The organism is Marinitoga lauensis, from assembly GCF_004135675.1.
Classification (GTDB): Bacteria; Thermotogota; Thermotogae; order Petrotogales; family Petrotogaceae; genus Marinitoga; species Marinitoga lauensis.
Genome location: NZ_QHLX01000005.1, coordinates 163,703 through 186,607, shown reverse-complemented (window position 1 = coordinate 186,607; position 22,905 = coordinate 163,703). Strand labels below are relative to the sequence as shown.

Sequence of the window (22,905 nt, the reverse complement as noted above, 5' to 3'; positions counted from 1 at the left end):
TACTCTCCCACTTTACAGTTGCAGCTGCCCAAACAAATCCTAACCCTGCACCAACCATTACAATAATATCTCCTTCTTTTATTTTTCCGGATTTCAGTCCTAATTCTATTGATAAAACCTGATCATTCTGACCAATATGCCCATATTCTTCTAAATAAGTTGTTTGTTTCTCATTTAATCCCAATTCTTCTAAGACCGCCAAATGTGCGGATCTTTTAAAATGTAAAATTGCTAAATAATCAATATCTTTTCGAGTTAAATTTGACTTTTCCAATGATCTGTCAATAACATAATAAAAATTTGGCATTGTCCTTTCTTTCAACTTTTTTTTAAATATTTCAATATTTCTAACAACAAAATGCATTTGTTTTACATCTTTTTCCTGCATCGGCCATTTTTTTGTTCCTCCAACTGCTATTACACAATCCTCTGCAAATGAACCATCTCCTTTAAATGCTGTTCCCAGAATAACATTTTTATTATAATCTTTCCTTAATATCATTGCAGCACCCCAGCACCAATATCAAACATAAAAGATGTCTCTTTCACTGAATAATCGATTAAATCTCCATTTCTATATCCACTAACCAAGAGAATCGTGTTTAAATCTTCATTTGCAATCATCATTGAACGTGCTACTTCCATACCACTCATCATCGAACCACACATAGCTTCCATATCAAAAGACCACGCATTTTTCGCACCTATTTCATCAGCTACCTTTAATCCCGCTAACCAGCAGGGATAATCTTTGTGTTGGGCGCCATTCCATATAACTAAATCAATTTCTTCAGCTTTTATATCAGCCTTTTTTAATGCTTTTTTAGCAGCTTGAATCCCCATATAACTTGTAGTATCGTTAGGTCCAGGTATTGGCTTTTTTATTATTCCAAATTTTTCTTTTATTACATCAGCTGGAATTCCACTTCTTTCAGAAATTTCTTCAGCGGTAATGAAAGTATTAGGTATGTATGTTCCTATTCCTATTATTCCTATATTCACAATTCCACCTCTTCAAAGAAATATTTTTAATTAGCCTCCCGTATCTCATTTTTCTTAGTTTTTTGAAAATAAACACCTCACATATTTTTAATAACTATTGCAGTACCCATACCGCCGCCTATACATAATGAAGCTAATCCATATTCTAAGTTTCTCTTTTTCATTTCATATAATAATGTTACTGTTATTCTATTTCCTGATGCCCCTATTGGATGTCCTAATGCTATTGCTCCTCCATTTACATTTGTTCTTTCCATCATCCATTCTTCTTTTATTCCATATTTTTCTTTTAGTTCTTTTAATACTGCTATTGATTGTGCTGCAAATGCTTCGTTAAGTTCGAATAATTCCATTTGTTCTAATTTTATTCCTTTCTTTTCTACTAGGTTTGTTATTGCTGCTGCTGGCCCTATTCCCATTATACTTGGATCTACTCCACCCTGTTCATAGGCTATTATTTCTGCTAATGGTGTTAATCCATATTTTTTCACTGCACTTTCTGATGCTAGTATTATTGCACTTGCTCCGTCATTTATTCCTGATGAATTCCCTGCTGTTACTGTTCCATCTTTTTTGAATGCTGGTCTGAGTTTTGCTAATGTTTCTTTTGTTGTTCCAAATCTTGGATATTCGTCTGTGTTAAATATTATTGTTTCTTTTCTTGTTTTTACTTCTACTGGTACTATTTCATCTTTGAATTTTCCTTCTTTTATTGCTTTTTCTGCTCTTTGCTGACTTATTGCTGCAAATTCGTCCTGTTCTTCTCTTGTTAATCCATATATTTCTACTAGATTTTCCGCTGTTATTCCCATGTGATATTGATTGAATACATCTGTTAATCCATCATATACCATGTGGTCTATCATTTCTATGTTTCCAAATTTTAGCCCAAATCTTGCTTTTGCAGGCAATAGCATTGGAGCCTGTGACATGCTTTCCATTCCTGCTGTTACTACTATTTCTGAATTTCCTAATTTTATTTCATTTGCACCTAACATTATTGCTTTCATTCCACTTCCACATACCATATGTACTGTGTATGCTGGTTTTTCTACTGGTATTCCTGCATATATTGCTGCCTGTCTTGCTGGTCCCATTCCCTGTCCTGCCATTAATACGTTTCCTACTACTGTTTGATCTACTTGTTCTGGGGATATTCCTGCTTGTTCTAATGCTCCTTTTATTGCTATTGCTCCTAATTCTGCTGCTTTTTTATCTTTTAATGTTCCTCCAAAACTTCCTATCGCTGTTCTTTTCGCTCCTACTATATATACTTTTTCCATTTTCTTTTCCCCTTTTGTTTCTTCTTTTTTTATTTTAATTTTTATAATACTAATCCTCCATCTACTCCTATTACCTGCCCTGTTATAAAACTACTTTCGTCACTTGCTAAGAATAATGCTGTGTTTGCTATTTCTTCTGGTTCTCCCATTCTTTGTAATACTGTTTTGCTTTTTACTAATTCTATTACTTTTTCTGGTAAGTTTTCTGTCATTGGTGTTTTTATAAATCCTGGAGCTATTGCGTTTACTCTTACCTGAGCTCCTTTTCTTGCAAATTCTTTTGCCCATGTTTTTGTCATTGCTATTACTCCACCTTTTGTTGCTGCATAATTTGTTTGTCCTATATTTCCATATACTCCCACTACTGATGATATGTTTATTATTGAGCCTTTTCCTGCTTTCATCATTTCTGGTCCAAATTGTTGTGTCATGTTAAATACTCCTTTTAAATTTACGTCTATTACCATATCCCAATCTTCTTCTGTCATTTTTTGTATTAATGCATCTCTTGTTATCCCTGCATTGTTTACTAATACATCTACTTTTCCTTCTTCTTCCATTACTTTATTTTTAAATTCTGCTATTGCTTTTCTATCTGTTACACTTAGCTTATATCCTTTTACATTTTCATATTTTTCTTCTAATTCTTTTAATGCTTCTTCATTTAAATCACATGCATATACTTTTTTGGCTCCTTCTTTTGCAAATTTTTCTACCATTGCTCTTCCTAATCCTCTTGCTCCTCCTGTTACTATACATACTTTTCCTTCCATTCTCATTATTCTTTTCCTCCTAACTATTATATATGAATCATTTCTCATAATTTATGAATCATTTCTCATTTTAACTCTTTTTACATTTATATAAAAATATAGTTACATCGAAACATAGATGATTATATTTAATTATAAGTAATTAAATATAATTATTTGTTTTTTTGCAACTGTATTTTTTTATTATTTTTGATTTTGTGTTATAATTAAAGAAATTAATTGAGGAGTGATTCATATGTTTTTAAGGATTTGGGAATATATTATGAAATTCATGGTGAAGGTTATCCTTTAGTTTTAATGAATGGAATTATGATGAATACTGCAAGCTGGAAAGAACATATTAATATATTAAAAAAGTACTTTAAAGTTATAGTTTATGACATGAGGGATCAGGGAAGATCAATAAAAATGAAAAAAAATTATAATATCGACATTCATGCAGATGACTTATACAAATTTTTAAATTATTTAAATTTAGACAAAGTAAATTTATTAGGACTTTCTTATGGAGGACAAGTTGCTGAAATTTTTGCTATTAAATATCCTGAAAAAATAAATAAATTAATATTATCTAATACTACTTACAAAGTGGATAAATTTTTAGTATCTATAGGGAAAAGCTGGAATGTGGCTGCCAGACTATATGATGGAGAAAAATTCTTTGATTTGGCTTTACCATTTATATATTCTAAAGATTTCTATAACAATAATTTCGACTGGCTTCAAAATAGAAAAAAATTATTCAAAAAATTACTTACAAAAGACTGGTTTGACGCTTTTATTAGATTATCATCTTCAAATTTAACTTTTGACGTTACTAATGAATTATCAAAAATAAAAAAGAAACTTTATTAATTGTTGCAGATGAAGATATTATTACACCTATTCAAGACATGGAATATATATCTGCTAAAATAGAAAATTCTGAACTAATTGTTATAAAACATGCAGGTCATGCAGTTTTTTTAGAAAAAATAAATATATATTGTAATATTGTCAAAGGATTTTTATTATAGAGACCAAATAGTTCATTAAAATATGATAGTTATTAATAACGGTATTATCATTGAAAGTAATACACCCTGCCCAAAACTAATAAGTATTTTATCTTTATCTACACTTTTAGAAACCACCCTAACAGAGTATCCATAGAGGGAGCTCCTGCTATTCCAATTGCACCATGTTGTGAAATTTTAGCATATATAGGAATTAATAATATCCCCAAAACTTCTCTAAATACATTTGACAAAAACGCTACTGCACCAAGAAATGGTGAATACATTGAACTTATCATTACCCAGAAAGTGAATACCATCCCATCCTGCAGCAGCTCCATTGCTTCTTTAAAATTCAATTGTGTAAAAAAGGAAACTAATCCACCAAAGAAAAGGCTTCCTATTATTACTAAAATAAATTGTACAAAAATTATTTTTAAACTACTTTTTAACTTTGAAAGTACTCTTTCTTCAGAACCAATATCTACGCCAACTGAAAAAACAAGAATCATAAGCAATATTGTAATTAAATTATCTGGAAGATTAATATTATGAAAAAAATAACCGCTTAAAATCCCAGGATAACCGAAGAAATTAGTAATATCATTTTTTCTCGCTCCTATTTAAAAATAATTTTTCATATATCGTTGGTAATAACGCGCTTCCAATAATTGAAAAAAGTGCTATTATAAAAGATAAATATCCTATTTCAGAAAGTTGATTTATAAGATTTTCATCTGATCCAAGCTCAAATCCATGAAAAATAAAAGCAAAACAGTAATTATAGTGACCATATTAAGCTTTTTTAAAAATTTTAGCTTCATTTTTACCCCAAAAAGAAAACCAATTATAAATGAAAACAAAATTAAATATAACATTCTCTCACCTTACAAAATAAAAAAATTTAGTACTATCGGAAGCATCAAAAGAATTTTATCACACTATTTTTACAGTGTCAAATAAATATAAAACTCTGAAATTCAAATAAAAAATATTATAAGCTTTGCTAATTATAAATGTTTTTATGATATAATATATTATGTTCAAAAAACCTTACTTCATAAATATTTTTGGTAATATCTGTTGATCAATAATAATAAATATATGCATATTGGGGTGTTAAAATGAAAAAATTTGTATTTCACAATCCAACAAAAATAATTTTTGGTGAAAATACTGTAAGTAAAATAGGTGAAGAAATTAAAAAATCAGGTCTTAAAAAAGTTTTATTGCATTATGGTGGAGGTTCAATAAAAAAGAATGGTGTATATGAACAAGTTACAAATTCTCTAAAAGAAAACAATATTGATTTTATTGAAGTATCAGGAGTTAAACCAAACCCAATATTATCAAAAGTACACGAAGGTATTAAAGTTGCACGGGAAAATAATGTTGATGGAATTCTTGCTGTTGGTGGAGGTAGCGTAATAGATTCAGCAAAAGCTATAGCTGGAGGATTTTATTATGATGGAGATATTTGGGATGCATATTCTGGAAAGTATGTTATAAAAAAGGCTTTACCATTATTTACTGTTTTAACATTATCTGCTACAGGCTCTGAAATGAATGGAAATTCAGTTATAACAAAGGAAGAAACAAAGCAAAAATGGGCAACTCATTCAAAACATATTTATCCTAAAGTTTCCATAATAGATCCTACAGTTCAATTCTCCTTACCTCCACAACAAACAGTAAATGGTGCCGTTGATGCAATTAGCCATGTTATGGAATACTATTTTGATGGAACAACTGACACTGAAATACAAGATCAAATTGCAGAAGGAATTATCAGAACTGTTATAAAAAGCACAGAAATTTTATTGAAAAAACCAGAAGATTATCACGCAAGAGCAAATCTTGCATGGAGTGCTACATTAGCATTAAATGGTTTACTAAATGCAGGATCATCAGGAGGAGATTGGTCAAGTCATACATTAGAACATTCTGTTTCTGCATTATTTGATATTGCACATGGGCTGGATTAGCTATTATATTCCCAGCCTGGATGGAATATGTCTATAATGACTATATAGAAAAATTTGATAGATTTGCAAAAGAAGTCTTCAATATAGATACAGGAAATCCTGGAACTGATGCAAGGTTGGGAATTGAAGCTTTAAAGGAATGGTATAAAAAAATCGGACAACCTATAAGTTTAACCGAAATAGGTGCAAAAGAAGAGTATATTGAGAAATTAGTTAAAAATGCTGTTCAAATGGCACCGATGGGAACATTAAAAAAATTAGAAGAAAAAGATATTAGAGAAATTTATAAAATTGCATTATAATATAATTTTGTTAGGAATATTTTTATTGAAGCTAAATTATACGTTATTCAATATAGAAAAATTCAAAATATAAAAAATGGTTGAATGAAAATCATTCAACCATTTTTATTATGTTTAAATTTGTATCAGTAAAACCTTTTGTTTATATATATATAATATTTGCTTATTTATTTAAAGGATACATCGAATCCATATAAATTTGTCTAACTATTTCTTTAGTTGCTTTTACAGGTGCTAAACTTAATAATAAATCTAATGATGGAGTATTAAATGCTAATTCAACTAACTTATCAATATCGCTTTCTTTAAATCCTTCATCAGTAAGTTTTTGTGTAACTCCTACATTGAATAACCACTTTTCGATGCTTTTTGATATATATTCTGCTTCTCCGGGAACACCTTTCAAATCTGGTACGATTGGACTATAAATTTCCGCGAGAATTTCTGCTTGTGCAGGATATATAGCTTTTACAACTGCTGGAAGAAGCATAGCTAAACCTAATCCATGTGGCAACTCAGCTTTAATTCCACTTAATGGGATTTTTATGATATAAATCAATTATTAATTTAACTTCCCCTGAACCTTTATCAAGCATTTTAGCTATTTCATTTATACTCATACCTTTATTATAATATTCAATAATTTTTTCTTTCAATATTTGCTCAGGAGATTTTGTAGCCTTATTATCCTCATTATTTTGATGCAACATAGTATCTTTTAATGTTTTTGTAAATTATAATATTCATTAATATCGGTTTTTCTTCTTTTTTATTATTTATTGGAATTTCAACCTTTTCTGAATCTACACTTTCAAAATGTGCTCTATTTTGTTTGGCCCTTTCAAATGTTTTTATTCTTTTTAATTCATCATTCTTTTTTCTAAATCTGTCAACATTGAAAATGATTTCATATACGCTTCGTCCGCATCCTTTATTAATTGATCAAGAATTTCTATTTTATTATCCAGAGCTCTTAATCTTGAGGAGGTTATTTTTTGAAATCTTGCTAATAATGTGTTAGATTGATCTTCTATTGAAGAATCAATCGATATAGTAAAATTATTGAATTTTCTCCAAAGGGATATTAATAAAGATAAATTAATTAAGGATACAATAGATAAAAGTATCAACCATATGAAAATAATGAATATTACCATTTTTATTTCCTTTCTAATATTACATCTGGAAACTGGATTTCACCAGTATTTTTCCATAACAAATATTTTTTGTAATTTCTGTAGGATTTGGTATAACTTTAATAAATTCCCAATTTTCTGGTTTATAAATATATAATGTAGCATTTTCCAAATTTATTTTTTGGTCATTTAGTGAAAACTCATATTGATTGTCTCCAATTTTCTGAATAAATCCTTTTATTTCTGATTTTTCCATTACATTTATTTTATACCCATCACTTACTGTTACTGTAGATTGAACACTTATTAATTCAAATTTTCTACCAGTTTTTTTAGTTAGATTTGCAATAAAATCCTCATACACTTTCCTTTTTTCTGTATCTGGCTTTTTATAACTAGATAATAAAGTATTATATGATTTTTCATCCCTAGCTTGAACAACAACCTCTGAAAGCATGACTATATTCCCATTATCTTTAATGTAATAATAATTATCATTACCAATTATATCAAAATTCACACGTGCGTTTTTCGCCATAAAGATGTTTATAATACTAATACCTGCTATAAATATTAACGCAATTATGATAAAATTGGTTGAACTTTTCTTTTGTGGTTTTTCTGACATTAAATTTACCTCCTTAAATTTTTATATTTTCTTTTTATATAATACCACAAAATGTGGTAAAATTAAAGGAGTATATGGAAAAAGGAGGAGATTGCATGAGGATATTAAGCGGAATGCGTGCAACCGGAAAATTACATTTAGGACATGTTTTAGTTTTAGAAGATTGGAAAAAACTTCAAGATGATGGCAATGAAACATTTTTCTTTGTTGCCGATTGGCACGCTTTAACTACTCATAAAGAAGAAAGTCATATTATATATCAATCTACGCTTGATATAGTGAGAGGTTATTTAGCTGCAGGGATAGATCCTGAAAAATCTGTTATTTTTGTACAATCAGCTATTAAAGAACATGCTGAGCTATACTTGCTATTCAACATGTTGGTTTCCGTAAGCAGATTAGAAAGGATACCTACATACAAAGAATTAAAAGAAAATCTTGCAAATAGGGATTTATCAACTGCTGGTTTCTTAACTTATCCTGTTTTACAAACTGCAGACATACTTATATATAAAGCCACTGGTGTACCTGTTGGTGAAGACCAATTATATCATATAGAATTAAGTAGAGAAATTGCAAGACGATTCAATAATTTGTATAAAGAAGTATTTCCAGAGCCCAATCCAATTATAACAAGAATCCCAAAACTTCCGGAACAGATGGAAGGAAAATGTCAAAGAGCTATGGGAATATTATAATGATAGATGAAACATCAGAAAGTTTAAAGAAAAAAGTAATGCCTATGATGACCGACCCTGCAAGAATGAGAAGAACAGACCCAGGAAATCCAGAAAAATGTCCGGTATGGATTATCATAAAGCATTTACGCATAATCAAGATGAATTAGATTGGGTTGTAAAAGGATGTAAAACAGCTGATATTGGTTGTGTTCAATGTAAAAAAGTTTTATTAAAAAACATGGAAGAAAGATTAAAACCAATATGGGAAAAATATGAAAAAATTTCAGATAATGATGTTTTAAACGTTATACACGAAGGAAATAGAAAAGCCTCTGAAGTTGCTAAAAAAACCTTAGAAGAAGTTAGGGAGGCTATGAATCTTAGGTGGTGAAAATTTATGTTTTCAGAATTAACTATTGAATTAGATATATTTTCTGGTCCTTTTGAAGTTTTGGTTGATTTAATAAAAGAAAGAAAAATTCCAGTAAGATTATTATCCGTTTCAAAAATAGCTGATATTTTTATTGATTATATAGAAAAAAATTATGACAATCTGGATGATATTGGTGAATTTTTGAGGATTGCCTCATATCTTACTTTATTGAAATCAAAAGAGTTATTACCACGTTCTGAAGAAGATAAAGATTTTACAAGACAAAGAAACACGCTATATAATATAATTGAAGACTATGAAAAAATCAAAAAAACAATGGAAAGAATCCAAAAAGATTTTGGAAAAAATAATGCAAAAAAAGCAATAAAAGTCAAAGCTGCAAGATTTGACAAGAAAAAGATTCACAATCAACTAGAATTATATATGAATGATTATCTTCAGATACAGCAAAAATTAGAAATATTAAGAGAAAACTTTACTGTGGAAGATGCTGTAGAAGAATTAAAAGAAAAAGAAAGATTCACTTTAAAAGAGTTATACATTTTTTCAAACCAGGAAAGACTTAAATTTATCGTTTATTTTCTTGCATCTTTAGTTCTGGTAAGAAATGGACTACATTATGTAAATGATAATTATGAATTTATAAAAAACAGGGAAGAGGTGTCAATAAGTGCAGAATAAGCATCTCATGCCTATTATTGAAGCAATGTTATTTTCAAAAACAACTGGTTTTAGTTCTAAAGAAATAGCGGAAAAACTTAATGAAACAGAAGAAAAGGTTAATTCTGTTTTAATTGATATATGGGAACATTATAATTCTGAAGTCCATGGAATAGAACTGGAAAATTTTGAAGGGAAATATAGATTTACTATAAAAAATGAAATTAAATCTATTTTAAACCCAAAGCCAAGAAGTTTTTCACTTACAGAATCACAATTTGAAATACTGGCAATTTTGTTGTTAAACGGCCCTTCATCTACAACAGAAATAGAAAAATCTCGAGGAAAATCTTCCTATCATCAAATAAAGAAATTAATAGAAATGGGATTAGTTATAAAAAAGAAAAAGGAAAATACTAAAAATCGTTATTTATATGATTTATCAGAAATGTTCTTTGAGTTACTACCAGAAAAAACAATAAATGAATTAAGAGGTGCTAAAATTGATAAAGCTTCAAACGTTTCTTCAAAAAATAGGTGAAGGTTCAAGAAGAGAAATAGGAAATTTAATTATTTCAGGAAAAGTTAAAGTAAATGGTGAAATTATCAGAGAACCATGGTTTAAAGTTGTGGAAGAAGATATCATTGAAATTTATGGCAAAAAGATACATGTAAAGGACAAAATCAAAGAAACAGAAAATTATGTTTATTATTTAATACATAAACCTATTGGTTATTTATCTGCTCTAAAAGATGATAGAGGAAGAAAAACAATAACTGATTTAATAAAGGGAAAAATTAAAGAAAAAGTTTTTCATGTTGGTAGATTGGATTATAATACTTCTGGTTTAATGTTGCTCACCAATGATGGTGAATTGGCAAATTTATTACTTCACCCAAAAAGAAAAATTTATAAAACCTATAAAGTTTTAATTAATAGACATATTAAAGAAAATGATCTAAAACAATTAGAAGAAGGAATTATAATCGAAGGAGGATATAAAACACAACCTGCTTCTATAGAAAAAGTTCAAAAAAAGGAAAATATTCTGAAGTTACTCTAAGTATTCATGAAGGTAAAAAAAGACAGGTCAGACTCATGTTTAAGGCATTAGGATTTAATGTTATAAAATTAAAGAGGATAAAATTTGGTCCCTGGACTATAGATGAAGTAAGAAATCCAGGAGATATTAAAAAAATCGATTCAAAAGAAGTTCAAAAATTTAAGAGTTATTTAAAAAGTGGAAGTTAATACTTCCACTTTTTTATTCCCTTGACAGATGAAATTTTTGTGTTATAATTAAATAAAAGCAATAAACTTAAAAAATCTCTTTTTTTTACACATATTCGGGGTGATGACATGGGAACAATGCCTAATGAAGAAATGATAAAAATTGTAAATGCTGAACATTATGATCCTTTTTCAATTTTAGGAATTCACAAATTAAATGATAAAGAAATTGTAATCAGAACTTTTCATCCATTTGCAAAAAATATTGAGATAATAAATCTCAACACTAAAACTAAAAGAAAATATAAAATGGAAAAAATTCATCCTGATGGTTTATTTGAAAGAGTATTAAAAAGAAAAACTTTTTTCAAATATGAGTTATTATATACTGATGACAAAGGAAATACATGGAAATCCAGAGATCCATATAGTTTTTTACCTGTATTAACAGATTATGATCTATATCTTTTTAATGAAGGGAATAATCATAAAATATACGAAAAATTAGGTGCTCATCCTATGGAAATAGATGATACTAAAGGAACTTATTTTGCTGTATGGGCTCCAAATGCTAAGAGAGTAAGCGTTGTTGGTAATTTTAACAATTGGGATGGCAGAGTTCATCAAATGAGAGTTCTTGGTTCATCTGGTGTTTGGGAAATTTTTATTCCTCTTGTTCAGGAAGGAGATATTTATAAATTTGAGATAAAAACAAAAAATAATGAGATATTATTAAAAGCCGATCCTTATGCTTTTTACACAGAATTAAGACCTAAAAATGCCTCCATTGTTTATAATTTTCATAAAAAACATGTATGGAAAGATCAAAAATGGATGGAGAAAAGGAGAAAAACTAATTGGTTTGAAAAACCTATTTCTATATATGAAATTCATCTTGGTTCGTGGGAAAAAGGAAACAATTCAGAATTTCTGAATTATAGAGAATTAGCTCAAAAAATTGCTAAATATGTTAAAGAACATAACTATACACACATTGAAATATTACCAATATTAGAACACCCTCTTGATGAATCATGGGGTTACCAAGTAACTGGATATTTTTCACCAACCAGCAGATATGGAAAACCCGAAGATTTTATGTATTTTGTAGACTATATGCATCAAAATAATATAGGAGTTATTCTGGATTGGGTACCAGGACATTTTCCAAAAGATGCACATGGTTTGGGGAAATTTGATGGAACCGCTTTATATGAACATATGGACCCAAGATTGGGAGAACATCCAGACTGGGGACCTATATTTTTAATTATGGTAGAAATGAAGTAAAAAATTTCTTGATTTCAAATGCTTTATACTGGTTAGATAAATTTCATATAGATGGGTTGAGAGTAGATGCTGTAGCTTCAATGTTATATTTAGATTTTAGCAGAAAAGATGGTGAATGGGTTCCAAATGTTTTTGGTGGAAGGGAAAATCTGGAAGCTATTGAATTTTTAAAATATTTTAACACCGTTACCCATCAATATTTTCCTGGAATTTTAACAATTGCTGAAGAATCCACTGCCTGGCCAGGCGTTTCAAAGCCTGTGGATTTTGGAGGACTTGGATTTTCAATGAAATGGAATATGGGATGGATGAATGATTCTTTACGTTATATTTCTAAAGATCCATTATATAGAAAGCACCATCAAAATGATTTGACTTTTTCCATGGTTTATGCTTTTGCAGAAAATTATATTCTTGTTTTATCACATGATGAAGTTGTTCACGGAAAGGGCTCGATGATAAATAAAATGCCTGGTGACTACTGGCAAAAATTCGCTAATTTAAGATTATTTTATTCTTATATGTATGCTCACCCAGGTAAAAAATTATTATTTATGGGAAATGATATAGCTCAATTTAACGAATGGAACTGTAAAAAATCTATAGATTGGAATTTATTAGATTTTGATTCCCATAGAAAAATGCTTCAATTAATTACCGATTTAAATAAGTTATATAACGAAAATCCCGCTTTATATGAACTCGATCATAGTCCAGATGGTTTTGAATGGATAGATTATAATGATGCAGAAAATAGTGTTATTTCGTTTATAAGGAAAGGGAAAAATGCTGATGAGTTGATTGTTGGAGTATTTAATTTTACTCCTGTTGTTAGATACAATTATAGAATAGGTGTTCCCAGAGAAGGATTTTATAAAGAAATATTAAATACTGATTCTGAAATTTATTGGGGAAGTAATATTGGAAACATGGGCGGATTATATGCAGAAAAAATCCCATTTCATGGTAAATCATACTCATTAAATTTAACATTACCGCCATTAGCTGGAATGTATTTTAAATGGCAAAAAGAAAAATAAGCGCAGATATCTGCGCTTATTTTACTAATAATATCATTATATCATTTACGTTAGTACCAGTTGGTCCAAGTTTTAACAACGCTTTAGCCTCTTCCAATCCGTTATATGTATCATTGTTTTCTAAAAATATGTGCGGATCAAGATTTTTTCCTCTTAAAACAGTTATCGTGTTCCCATTAACAATACCACCTGCTGCATCCGTTGGACCATCTGTTCCATCTGTACCAACAGATGCAAAAACCACATTATTTAATCCTTCTATCTCCAAAGCAAAAGAATATGATAATTCTTGATTTCTACCGCCCAATCCATTGCCTTTTACACTTACAACTGTTTCTCCACCTGCTATTATTGCACATGGTTTTTTCACTGGATTATTTGATTTCAATACTTCTTTTGCTATATTTGCAAAAAATTTTCCTGCTTCTTTAGCCTCACAATTTAAACTCGTTGTTAATAATAACGTATTGTATCCCATTTTTTTTGCTTTTTCTACTGCAGAATGGCAGGCTACTCTTACACTACCAATTATTATATGTTGAACATTAGAGATTTCTTTAGGTGTTTCTTTTTCCAAAACTTTTTTAATCTTCTCATTCATTTTAATATCATATCTTTTTATTATTTCTAAAATATCTTCTGTAGTTGTTTCATCTTTATATACAGGACCAGAAGCTATGCTATCTAATTTATCCCCAAAACATCAGAAAGAACTAACGCATAAACTTTTTTAGGATATACTAATTCAGCAAATTTTCCTCCTTTTACTTTTGATAATCTTTTTCTTATAGCATTTATCTCAGTTATATCAGCACCTGATTTTAATAATTGTTCTGTTATATTTTGTAAATCTTCTAAGGTTACCCCTTCTTCCGGCATTTCAAATAAGGATGAACCTCCGCCAGAAATCAACAATAAGATACTATATTCGTCATCTAAATTTTTTATTAATTCTACAGCTCTTTTAGTAGATTCAACAGAATTTTTATCAGGTATAGGGTGACCTGCTTCATATATTTCAATTCCTTTAATTTCTCCTTGTGAATGATGATATTTAGTGATTACAATACCACTTTTTATTTTTTCTTTTAATTCGTCTTTAGCCGCATTTGCCATTCTCCATGCTGCTTTTCCAATAGCAATAAGAAATATCTTCTTTTCCTTAAATTCCAATTTTCTTAAATTATTTTTAACTGCATTTTCCGGCAATACTGATTCAATAGAATAATTAATTATCTCTTTTAAATCATCTATTAAAATCTTCCTCACTCCTTCCTTTCTAGATATTTTATTATATCATATATAGAAAGGAATCGCTTTAAGCGATTCCTTTAAATTATAGGATATTCAATTGTCATCTGGGCTATTTTATATACTACTTTATCAAGATAATAGGAATTTCCTCCACCATTATACCATCCAATCGCATGTGTAATATCCCCATGTAATTCCTTTAAATACTCTAAATATGCAGTTCCCACTAAAATATTATATTTTGGGTCATATAAAAGCCTTTGTTTAATCCATTCTAAATTCAGATTATCATAATCATATTTTTTGAATGTTTCAATATACATTTCAACTATATACTTCGCTGTTGCGGGTCTAATTTGCATATATCCAACCTCACCATATTTGCCAATAACATTTCTAAAACTAGTTTCTATATCGATAATAGAAGCTATAAGAAGCGGCGAAATATTAAATTCTTTTGATGCTGTTAATATACTTTCTGTCAATAAAACTTTTCTATCAGATTTTAAATCTTTTCCTGTAGTTAATTTATATTCACGATTTATAAAATCTACTAAAAAAAGCTTTAAGTTCGTTTCATTAGTTAAATTATAACTTTTAACTTCTCCATAAGCCATCACAGATAAAAACACCATAAACACTAAAATATACTTTTTTATATGCACCACCTCCGTGCTAAATTTCTATTATTAAAGTTGAATATCCTCCAATTTCTACCGTATTTTCAACTATTTTTGCAAAACCAAATATTTTATATGATTTATACTTTTTTAAAGGAATTACAGTTTTTTGGGGTTTAATATTATGATATATTAAAATGTTTTTCTCATTTAACTTTAATCCATATCTCACAACAAACCTATCGTTATTTAAATCATAAATTTTAGCATTTTCCATCCATTTATTTTCTTTTCTAAATACTGCAAGATTTTTTACATGATTTAAAAGTGAATTATCATCCTTTAACTGCTCTTCAACAGAAATATTTGAATATGGCGGATTAAACTTACATCCTTTCCATTCAGTCTGTCCTATTCCAAATCCAGATTCATACCATTGCATTGGTTCTTGTGAATCTTCCGTAAAATTAACGTCTATTATTTCACCACGCATTCCCAATTCTTCACCATAAAAAACAAAAGGATATCCAGGTAATGTAAATAAAATATTAAAAGCTATTTTCGCCATTTCTGGATTCTCATCAAAAACAGATATTAACCTTTCCATGTCATGATTGGTAAAAAAATTACCTGAAATTGATTCTACATCACCTGTTATATAATGTCCCAATGTTTCTTTTATACCTTTAACTAAAATTTTAGGATCATGATATTTTATTGTATCTTTTATAAAATATGACAACGGAAAATTGAATTCTACATCAAAAAGACCATGATATTTTTTTACAATATCAGGTGAATCCCATATTTCACTTATAATAATTGCATCAGTTTTTATATTTTTTATATATGTTGTCATTTCTTTCCAAAATTCTATATTTTTTTCATGTTGATATTTGAATCTCATATTCTCAATATCATAATCAAATATATGTTTAGCAGCATCTAATCTGAATCCATCAACTCCTAAATCAAGCCAAAATTTAAATACACTTTTTATTTCTTTCCACAATTCTTTATTTTCAAAATTCAAATCCGGCGAAGATGAACCAAATAGACCATAAAAGTATTTATCTTTGTATTTGAACCATATTAAACTATCATCCCAATGCCTTTTTTCATTTAAATCTGTTTTTTCATTGGCCCAAATATAATAATTTTTATATTTTTCATCTCCTATTATAGCCTTTTGAAACCATTCACATTTTACAGAAGTATGATTGATTGGTATATCTAAAACTATTTTAATTTCTCTTTTATGAGCTTCTTTAACCAGTTCTTTAAAATCTTCTATAGTACCGTAAGATGGATTGATTGAGTAAAAATCAATTATGGTATATCCATGGAATGCAGCCGATTGCATAACTGGTAACAGCCAAATGCCTTCAACTCCTAATTCTTTTAAATAATCCAGTTTTGCAACAATTCCTTTTATATCGCCTATCCCATCATTATTTGAATCATAAAAAGATCTTACAAATAACTCATAAAAAAACATAATATATCTCCTTTCTGTGATATAATATTTTTGAAACTATCAAAGAGGTGAATTTATGAAAAACTTATCTATGCATAAAATAACCTTACAAACTTTCATCATTATTATATTATCTTTTTCTCTTTCCTTTATCATGATATCATCTTTTTTAAAACAAAACGAGCAAGTAGATAAATTTTATGAAAATATAAAATTAACAGTTGAAGTTGTTAATGATGTTTTAGTAAACGATTTTGAAAATGCAATAATAAATTATAGTTTCTCGGATATAAATCCATCCTTTATTTCAAAGGCAGAACCAATGAAATCAGATAATGCCGAACTTATAAAAAAATTTTTCTCTATAAATATATATTATATTGGAAATAAAAACAATTATATTTATTTTAAAATAATAAACAAGGATATTGTCAAATATGTAAAACTCAATTTGATCCAGTTTCTTGATATTCATTTCTCAAATTTAGATTTAAATTTTAATTATTATATTACAGATAATAACGGAATTTTTATTTACGGCAATAAACCTCTTTATAAAAAATATAACAATATACAATGTATTAAAGATATTTGCAAAATAAAATCTTTTTATACTACAAAGTTCGATTTTTTTAAAATAAATGATATACCTCTTTTAAAAGTTTATGTTTTTTTTAAACCAAATATTTTTGATTTCCCTTTAAATTATATAAAAACATTTTTATTTTCAGTTATTCTTACGGTTATTATTGCCTTTATATATCATTTTTATCTTTTCCGATTTATAATGTTCAAATTTAATCTGAATAAAGAACAGATTAAAAAAATTACTTTAAATTCTATTATTGAAAAAGATGGAGATTTTGAAATAATTGATACATCTATACCTGAATTCAACGAACTTTTCCAGGAATTTTTTAGAATAATTAATACATTAAAGCTACCTCTTAAAAATGCGTTATCCGAAAATAAAAGTTTAAAGGCAAATATAAAAAAACAGAGCAAGAAAACCTAGCAATTATGACATTTCTATCATCTTTTAAAAAATTTTTATATGGAAAAAATAATTATAGAACATTTGATTTAACTATAAAAAGGCTAAATGAAGAGCTTCCATTCGAATCTGAATTATTAAAGCAAAATTTAAATAATTTATTCAATAAATTAAGCGTTAAAATTATAGAAATAGAAAATATAAAAATAATTATTATTCACAATTGGAGAATTTATTTAATATTATTGGTTCAATGTCTGAAATAAAGGAATATAATCCGACTCATAATATATTAATGGGAAAGATTTCTTATTATTTAGGTGAAAAACTTGAATTGAATGAAGTACAGCTAAAAAGCCTCTATTACGGTGCAAAAATACATGATCTCGGAAAAGTTTTTATTCCTGATAAAATTCTTTTAAAAAAAGGCAAGCTCGCTGATGAAGAATGGAACATTATTAAAAAGCATCCTAAATACGGCCTTATAATACTAAATAATTTGAAAATTTATCCTTTTTTAAACATCGGAAAAATTATTATTTCGCATCATGAAAAATGGAATGGTTCAGGATATCCTTATGGTTTGAGTGAAGAGGATATTCCTTTAGAAGGAAGAATCGTAGCTATTGCTGATACACTAATGGCGCTTCTTTCTGATAAAGTATATAGACCTGCTTATTCGTTTGAGGAAGCTTTAAAAATTATAGAATCAGAGTCAGGAAAAAGTTTTGATCCAAAGCTTGTTGATATTTTTCTAAAACATAAAAATCAAATTAAAAATATAATAAAACAAGATTTAAAAACAAAATAGCGGCAAAGCCGCTATTTTGTTTTTAAATACATTGTTAAATTCATTATATCCGCTGGCGTAATTCCGGGAATTCTCATAGCCTGTCCAATAGATTCCGGTCTTACCTTACTTAATTTTTCCACTGCTTCAAAAGCCAGATTAGGAACTTCTTTATAATCTATATTTTTAGGAATTTTTTCTTTTTCAAGATTTTTCATTCTTTCAACATCTTCCATCATTCTCTTTATGTAGCCACCATACTTTATAGCTATTTCAACCTGTTCTAACAATTCTTTATCCTGGATATTTTTCGTATCAAAATCTTTTATATCTGAATATAATACTTGTGGTCTTTTCAATATTTCATATAAGCTCATACCATTTTTTATAGGCGTTGTCCCTTTTTCTACTAAAATATCATTAATAGCATTATTGGGTTTTATTTTTACATTTTTTAGTCTTTCAATTTCTTCATCAATTGATTTCTCCAATTTTAAAACTTTTTCATAAAAATCCTTTGGAATTAATCCATATTTATATCCATACTTTGCTAATCTTAAATGAGCGTTATCATGTCTTAACAGCAATCTATATTCTGCTCGTGAAGTTAATAATCGGTAAGGCTCATTTGTTCCTTTAATTATTAAATCATCAATTAAAACTCCTATATATGATTCTGCTCTTGAAGGAACAAATGGTGCTTCCCCTCTTATTTTTAAAGCTGCATTTATCCCTGCAACTAATCCCTGACCTGCTGCTTCTTCATAACCACTTGTTCCATTAATCTGACCTGCAAAGAATAATCCTTCTATTATTTTAGACTCAAGGGAATGTTGCAATTGATCTGGATAGGCAAAATCGTATTCTACCGCATATGCAGGCCTTACTATAATAGCATTTTCAAGTCCTGGAACACTTCTTACCATCTGAATCTGAGCTTCATATGGTAAACTCGTACTTAATCCATTAATATAGTATTCTTTCGTCTTTCTTCCTTCAGGTTCAATAAATAATTGATGTGAATCTTTATTGAATTTAACAACCTTATCCTCAATAGATGGACAATATCTTGGTCCAACACTTTCTATTAACTTCACGTCACCATACAATGGAGAAAACATTAAATATCGTTTTATTATATCATGTGTTTCTTTTGTGGTTCTTGTAAGCCAACATGGATAATCTTTATCTAAAATTTTTGGTTCAGAAAAATATGAAAAAGATAACGGTTCTTCTGCTGTATCCTGTCTTTCCATTTTCGAAAAGTCTATACTATCTTTTAAAATTCTTGCAGGTGTTCCTGTTTTGAATCTCCCAAGCTTAATGCCGTTTTCTAATAATGACTTGCTCAATCCATTAGCCGGAAAATCTCCCATTCTTCCAGATTCAAAAACACTTCTTCCAACAAATATCTTTCCTCTTAAAAATGTTCCTGTAGTTAGTATAACTGCTTTCGCTTCATATTTTACACCTAATTCTGTTATAACCCTTTTATTTTTCCATTTTCCACGACTAATTCTTTAACAAGTCCATATCTCAATAATAAATTTGGTGTAGAATGCAATATTTCTTTCATGTTTTGAGAATAATCATATTTATCAATTTGCGCTCTTAATGCTCTTACCGCAGGACCTTTTTTGGTATTTAACATTCTAATATTTATCATATTTCTATCTGTAACTTTTGCCTGAAGTCCTCCTAAAACATCTATTTCTCTTGTAACTATTCCTTTAGCAGGACCTCCAATTGCCGGATTACATGGAGCCCAACCTACATTATCCAGATTTATTGTAAGTAATAGAGTTTTAATTCCCATATTAGCAGAAGCATAAGCGGCTTCTATTCCCGCATGTCCCCACCTACGACAATAACATCATATTTCAAGTCATCTTCAAAACTTCTCACTAAAATTACCTCCATTTTCACAAATCTATTCAATATATATTTTTTATTAATTATACATTTGTTTTTTTTCTTTTATTAATAAAATTTGTGAATTTTCATTTTTCTGGAGATAAAAATTTTTTAGAAGCTAATCCCAAAAGCAAAACACCCCAAAAAACATCATTAAATTAATAATTATAAATGTACTAACTTTCATTAACTCAATACCAGAAATATATCTTAAAGAATCTACTATATATTTTACAGGTAAGAAATATGAAATGGTCTTAAATGTTTTTGGCAAGAATTCTATTGGAAAATATACGCCAGAAAAAAACATCATTAGAGAAAAATATATTGTAGCTGCATTTTGAGCTGTATCTCCTTTTTTAAATAAAAAAAGAAATAATAGTCCTAATCCCATCATTCCAATAGTTGTTGTAAAGGCTAACAAAAAATATAATGGCCAACTTATAACAATTGATAAGTTAAACATAATTTTACTGGTAATAATTAGAATTAACAATGATACAAAGCTTAAAATAATTCTTGTTAATGTTAGCCCAATCACAAAAACATGTGTTTTTATTGGAATTAATATAAACCTTTTTAACACATTTAGTCTTTTATACCTTCCAAAAACCGTAATTACAGAAAACATACCATTTGAAAGTAATGAAATTGCTATAACGCCTGTTAATAAAAAATCTGAATAGGTGGTTTTTATTGAAGTTAGTTGTATATTTTTTTCATTTATTTTATATATTCAAAATTTTTATTTCTATTTAACAATATTTTTTTCAACGTCAATTCCAATCCCTGTATTAATAAGGCATTATTCATATTTGTTTCATCATAATAGATTTTTACTGAATTATTTTTCACTACAATTCCAGCATCATAATTACCTTTTTTAATATTTTCTGATACACTATCAATATTAGATATCTTAACTGCATTATATGTTTTAGATAACTCGTCAATAACCCTTTCATTATCAGTATATATTGCTATACTCATTAATGAATCTGAATTTTGATTATTAAATATGAACCCAAACATAATTAAAAAAATCAATGGAAAGAACAAAGTAAAAAATAATTCCGATTTATTTCTCATTGATTCTTTTGTAATATATTTAGATAACCAGATTATTTTACTCATAACCTAACACCTTCTTATAATTTAACGAAAATAATATTATTGCTGTTAAAAACCATATAGAAGGTACAATATATATCCATATATTTTCAAAAGGAGCTATATTAAATCCTACCAATCTTCTCATACCTTCAACTAAATATGTCACAGGATTAATATAGATAAACCATTTTAATACCCATGGGATATTAAAAACAGGAAAGTATAATCCTCCTAAAAACATGGAAACCTGGAAAAAGATGTTCACAAAAACAATAGAAGTAGTTAATTTTTTTGAGAAAGAAACAAATATCAAACCAATAGAAAATAGAATAATTAATGAAAAAATATAAAATAATATAAACTTCAAAGAAAAAAATTTATTGGATATTTTCATAAAATATCCTTCTACTATAATAATAATACTCGAAATTAACACCATAGCTATACTGCTGATTAACAATGAAATAAAATACGTATATCCTTTTATAGGAGTTAATAAAAATCTTTTATTAATTCCTTTTTCTCTGGAAAAAAGTAGATTAAAAGGAACATTAAAATATGCAACAGACATTATAGATAAAATCAAGATCCCTGGAAAAATAAAATCTTTATATGAAAATTCATCTCTTAATGTACTTATTGGAATCTTTTCTATTATTACATCATCTTCAACATTTTTTACTCTTTTTATCATTTCAATATTCACATAGTCTATAAATACTTTTACAATATTTTTTGAGATATCAGAATTACTTCTACCCTGTACATAGTATAAATCAATTTCAGGACTTTTATCATTTATTAGAGTCGTTGTTTTTGGGACAAACAAAACTACATCTAAATCTTTATTTTTCAATTTTTCTATACCCTCATCTAAATTTTTTAAAACTGTTTTCTTCATAGGTATGTTTTCAAAAGTTTTTGTGAATATTCCTTTTGAAATAATATTCATATTTTTTTCATATACAATTCCCACATTTAAATCTTTAATATTCATTTGATTTGTATTTCCAAAAATAGCCACCAGAATGATAAATAAAATAAAAGGAAATACAAAAGACCAAAAAAACGACTCAAAATCTCTAACATCACTTTTAAATTGATAATACGCTAACTTAAATATCTTTTTCATAATATCATTCCTTAATGTTCTTCCTGTTAAACTTAAAAATACATCTTCTAAATTCGGTTTTCTAATTACAATATCATCAATTTGTATATTGTTCTTTTTTGAAAATTCCATTATTTCAAATAGTGTTTTTTCAATGTTATTCGTACTTATTTCAACTTTTTCATCAAATACTATTCCATTAAATTCTTTTTGGAACAAATCAATATTAGAAG

General features: G+C 28.0%; 20 protein-coding genes and 7 pseudogenes. 12 read left to right on the top strand and 15 right to left on the bottom strand.

The features are described 5' to 3' along the window. Window positions 1-7 precede the first annotated feature (7 nt). From DJ007_RS20830 to fabG, 3 genes and pseudogenes are all read right to left on the bottom strand, one after another. Window positions 8-1,002, bottom strand: a pseudogene (locus DJ007_RS20830) (3-oxoacyl-ACP synthase); the annotation flags it as partial. A gap of 77 nt (window positions 1,003-1,079) precedes the next feature. Then, complete coding sequence (locus tag DJ007_RS09965; protein ID WP_129409433.1) at window positions 1,080-2,285, bottom strand: acetyl-CoA C-acetyltransferase; 1,206 nt, start codon at window positions 2,283-2,285, stop codon at window positions 1,080-1,082. Window positions 2,286-2,326: 41 nt separating this feature from the next. Then, on the bottom strand, window positions 2,327-3,064 hold the full coding sequence (gene fabG, locus DJ007_RS09960) for a 3-oxoacyl-[acyl-carrier-protein] reductase (RefSeq protein WP_129409287.1): 738 nt from the start codon (window positions 3,062-3,064) through the stop codon (window positions 2,327-2,329). Between the two features lie 243 nt (window positions 3,065-3,307). Here fabG and DJ007_RS09955 point away from each other — a divergent pair, with 243 nt between their 5' ends. After that, window positions 3,308-3,913: an alpha/beta fold hydrolase gene (locus DJ007_RS09955; protein WP_206076292.1), complete on the top strand. Its 606-nt coding sequence runs from the start codon at window positions 3,308-3,310 to the stop codon at window positions 3,911-3,913. Between the two features lie 38 nt (window positions 3,914-3,951). After that, complete coding sequence (locus DJ007_RS19260; protein ID WP_276318734.1) at window positions 3,952-4,074, top strand: alpha/beta fold hydrolase; 123 nt, start codon at window positions 3,952-3,954, stop codon at window positions 4,072-4,074. A gap of 98 nt (window positions 4,075-4,172) precedes the next feature. On the opposite strand, the gene DJ007_RS09950 is transcribed toward DJ007_RS19260, so the two are convergent. After that, window positions 4,173-4,571, bottom strand: a complete 399-nt coding sequence (locus tag DJ007_RS09950) for a LysO family transporter (protein ID WP_240739483.1) — start codon at window positions 4,569-4,571, stop codon at window positions 4,173-4,175. Between the two features lie 606 nt (window positions 4,572-5,177). Here DJ007_RS09950 and DJ007_RS09945 point away from each other — a divergent pair. Then, window positions 5,178-6,340: pseudogene (locus DJ007_RS09945) on the top strand (iron-containing alcohol dehydrogenase). Between the two features lie 163 nt (window positions 6,341-6,503). Here the strand turns inward: DJ007_RS09945 and DJ007_RS09940 are convergent. The 4 genes and pseudogenes from DJ007_RS09940 to DJ007_RS09925 form a co-directional block, all read right to left on the bottom strand. After that, window positions 6,504-6,881: pseudogene (locus tag DJ007_RS09940) on the bottom strand (iron-containing alcohol dehydrogenase); the annotation flags it as partial. Continuing rightward, window positions 6,862-7,050: a DUF6115 domain-containing protein gene (locus tag DJ007_RS09935; RefSeq protein WP_129409432.1), complete on the bottom strand. Its 189-nt coding sequence runs from the start codon at window positions 7,048-7,050 to the stop codon at window positions 6,862-6,864. The pseudogene DJ007_RS09940 and the gene DJ007_RS09935, both read right to left, overlap by 20 nt. A gap of 150 nt (window positions 7,051-7,200) precedes the next feature. After that, window positions 7,201-7,470, bottom strand: coding sequence for a hypothetical protein (locus tag DJ007_RS09930; protein ID WP_206076289.1), 270 nt, complete (start codon window positions 7,468-7,470; stop codon window positions 7,201-7,203). Window positions 7,471-7,516: 46 nt separating this feature from the next. Further along, window positions 7,517-8,104: a DUF4897 domain-containing protein gene (locus DJ007_RS09925; protein WP_129409430.1), complete on the bottom strand. Its 588-nt coding sequence runs from the start codon at window positions 8,102-8,104 to the stop codon at window positions 7,517-7,519. 95 nt (window positions 8,105-8,199) lie between these two features. On the opposite strand from DJ007_RS09925, the pseudogene trpS reads away from it, so the two are divergent. From trpS to glgB, 6 genes and pseudogenes are all read left to right on the top strand, one after another. Continuing rightward, a pseudogene (gene trpS / locus DJ007_RS20320) lies at window positions 8,200-9,175 on the top strand (tryptophan--tRNA ligase). Window positions 9,176-9,181: 6 nt separating this feature from the next. Further along, window positions 9,182-9,859 (top strand): segregation and condensation protein A, encoded by a 678-nt coding sequence (locus tag DJ007_RS09915; protein WP_129409429.1) that lies wholly within the window; start codon window positions 9,182-9,184, stop codon window positions 9,857-9,859. 7 nt (window positions 9,860-9,866) lie between these two features. Next, the gene (scpB, locus tag DJ007_RS09910) at window positions 9,867-10,379 is read left to right on the top strand and encodes an SMC-Scp complex subunit ScpB (RefSeq protein WP_165974110.1); all 513 of its coding nucleotides are present in this window, start codon (window positions 9,867-9,869) and stop codon (window positions 10,377-10,379) included. Then, window positions 10,342-10,902 carry a pseudouridine synthase gene (locus DJ007_RS09905; RefSeq protein WP_165974109.1) on the top strand — a complete coding sequence of 187 codons (561 nt, stop codon included), beginning with the start codon at window positions 10,342-10,344 and terminating at the stop codon, window positions 10,900-10,902. The genes scpB and DJ007_RS09905 overlap by 38 nt, the downstream gene beginning before the upstream one ends. Window positions 10,903-10,937: 35 nt before the next feature. Continuing rightward, entirely contained in the window at window positions 10,938-11,090 is a 153-nt protein-coding gene (locus tag DJ007_RS14790) for a pseudouridine synthase family protein (protein ID WP_165974108.1), read from the top strand. A gap of 108 nt (window positions 11,091-11,198) precedes the next feature. Continuing rightward, window positions 11,199-13,399: pseudogene (gene glgB, locus DJ007_RS20315) on the top strand (1,4-alpha-glucan branching protein GlgB). Window positions 13,400-13,415: 16 nt separating this feature from the next. On the opposite strand, the pseudogene DJ007_RS20310 reads toward glgB, so the two are convergent. The 3 genes and pseudogenes from DJ007_RS20310 to DJ007_RS09885 form a co-directional block, all read right to left on the bottom strand. After that, window positions 13,416-14,659: pseudogene (locus tag DJ007_RS20310) on the bottom strand (glycerate kinase type-2 family protein). Window positions 14,660-14,730: 71 nt separating this feature from the next. Continuing rightward, window positions 14,731-15,318: a transglycosylase SLT domain-containing protein gene (locus DJ007_RS09890; RefSeq protein WP_129409426.1), complete on the bottom strand. Its 588-nt coding sequence runs from the start codon at window positions 15,316-15,318 to the stop codon at window positions 14,731-14,733. Between the two features lie 10 nt (window positions 15,319-15,328). Further along, entirely contained in the window at window positions 15,329-16,771 is a 1,443-nt protein-coding gene (locus tag DJ007_RS09885) for an alpha-amylase family glycosyl hydrolase (RefSeq protein WP_129409425.1), read from the bottom strand. A 55-nt stretch (window positions 16,772-16,826) separates the two neighbouring features. Between DJ007_RS09885 and DJ007_RS09880 the strand changes: the two genes are divergently transcribed. From DJ007_RS09880 to DJ007_RS09870, 3 genes are read left to right on the top strand one after another with little or no spacing between them, the layout of a single operon-like run. Then, window positions 16,827-17,765 carry a hypothetical protein gene (locus DJ007_RS09880; protein ID WP_129409424.1) on the top strand — a complete coding sequence of 313 codons (939 nt, stop codon included), beginning with the start codon at window positions 16,827-16,829 and terminating at the stop codon, window positions 17,763-17,765. A gap of 5 nt (window positions 17,766-17,770) precedes the next feature. Then, on the top strand, window positions 17,771-18,010 hold the full coding sequence (locus DJ007_RS09875) for a hypothetical protein (RefSeq protein WP_129409423.1): 240 nt from the start codon (window positions 17,771-17,773) through the stop codon (window positions 18,008-18,010). Then, a complete protein-coding gene (locus DJ007_RS09870; RefSeq protein WP_129409422.1) occupies window positions 17,998-18,555 on the top strand; it encodes an HD-GYP domain-containing protein in 558 nt (185 codons plus the stop codon). Before DJ007_RS09875 ends, DJ007_RS09870 begins: the two co-directional genes overlap by 13 nt. Window positions 18,556-18,566: 11 nt before the next feature. On the opposite strand, the pseudogene mnmG reads toward DJ007_RS09870, so the two are convergent. The 4 genes and pseudogenes from mnmG to DJ007_RS17865 form a co-directional block, all read right to left on the bottom strand. Then, window positions 18,567-20,454 (bottom strand): annotated as a pseudogene (mnmG, locus tag DJ007_RS09865) (tRNA uridine-5-carboxymethylaminomethyl(34) synthesis enzyme MnmG). Window positions 20,455-20,566: 112 nt separating this feature from the next. Continuing rightward, window positions 20,567-21,145, bottom strand: a complete 579-nt coding sequence (locus DJ007_RS19255; protein ID WP_276318750.1) for an ABC transporter permease — start codon at window positions 21,143-21,145, stop codon at window positions 20,567-20,569. A gap of 26 nt (window positions 21,146-21,171) precedes the next feature. Continuing rightward, window positions 21,172-21,582 carry an ABC transporter permease gene (locus DJ007_RS19250; RefSeq protein WP_129409420.1) on the bottom strand — a complete coding sequence of 137 codons (411 nt, stop codon included), beginning with the start codon at window positions 21,580-21,582 and terminating at the stop codon, window positions 21,172-21,174. Beyond that, entirely contained in the window at window positions 21,575-22,891 is a 1,317-nt protein-coding gene (locus DJ007_RS17865) for an ABC transporter permease (protein ID WP_240739476.1), read from the bottom strand. Before DJ007_RS17865 ends, DJ007_RS19250 begins: the two co-directional genes overlap by 8 nt. Window positions 22,892-22,905: the final 14 nt, after the last annotated feature.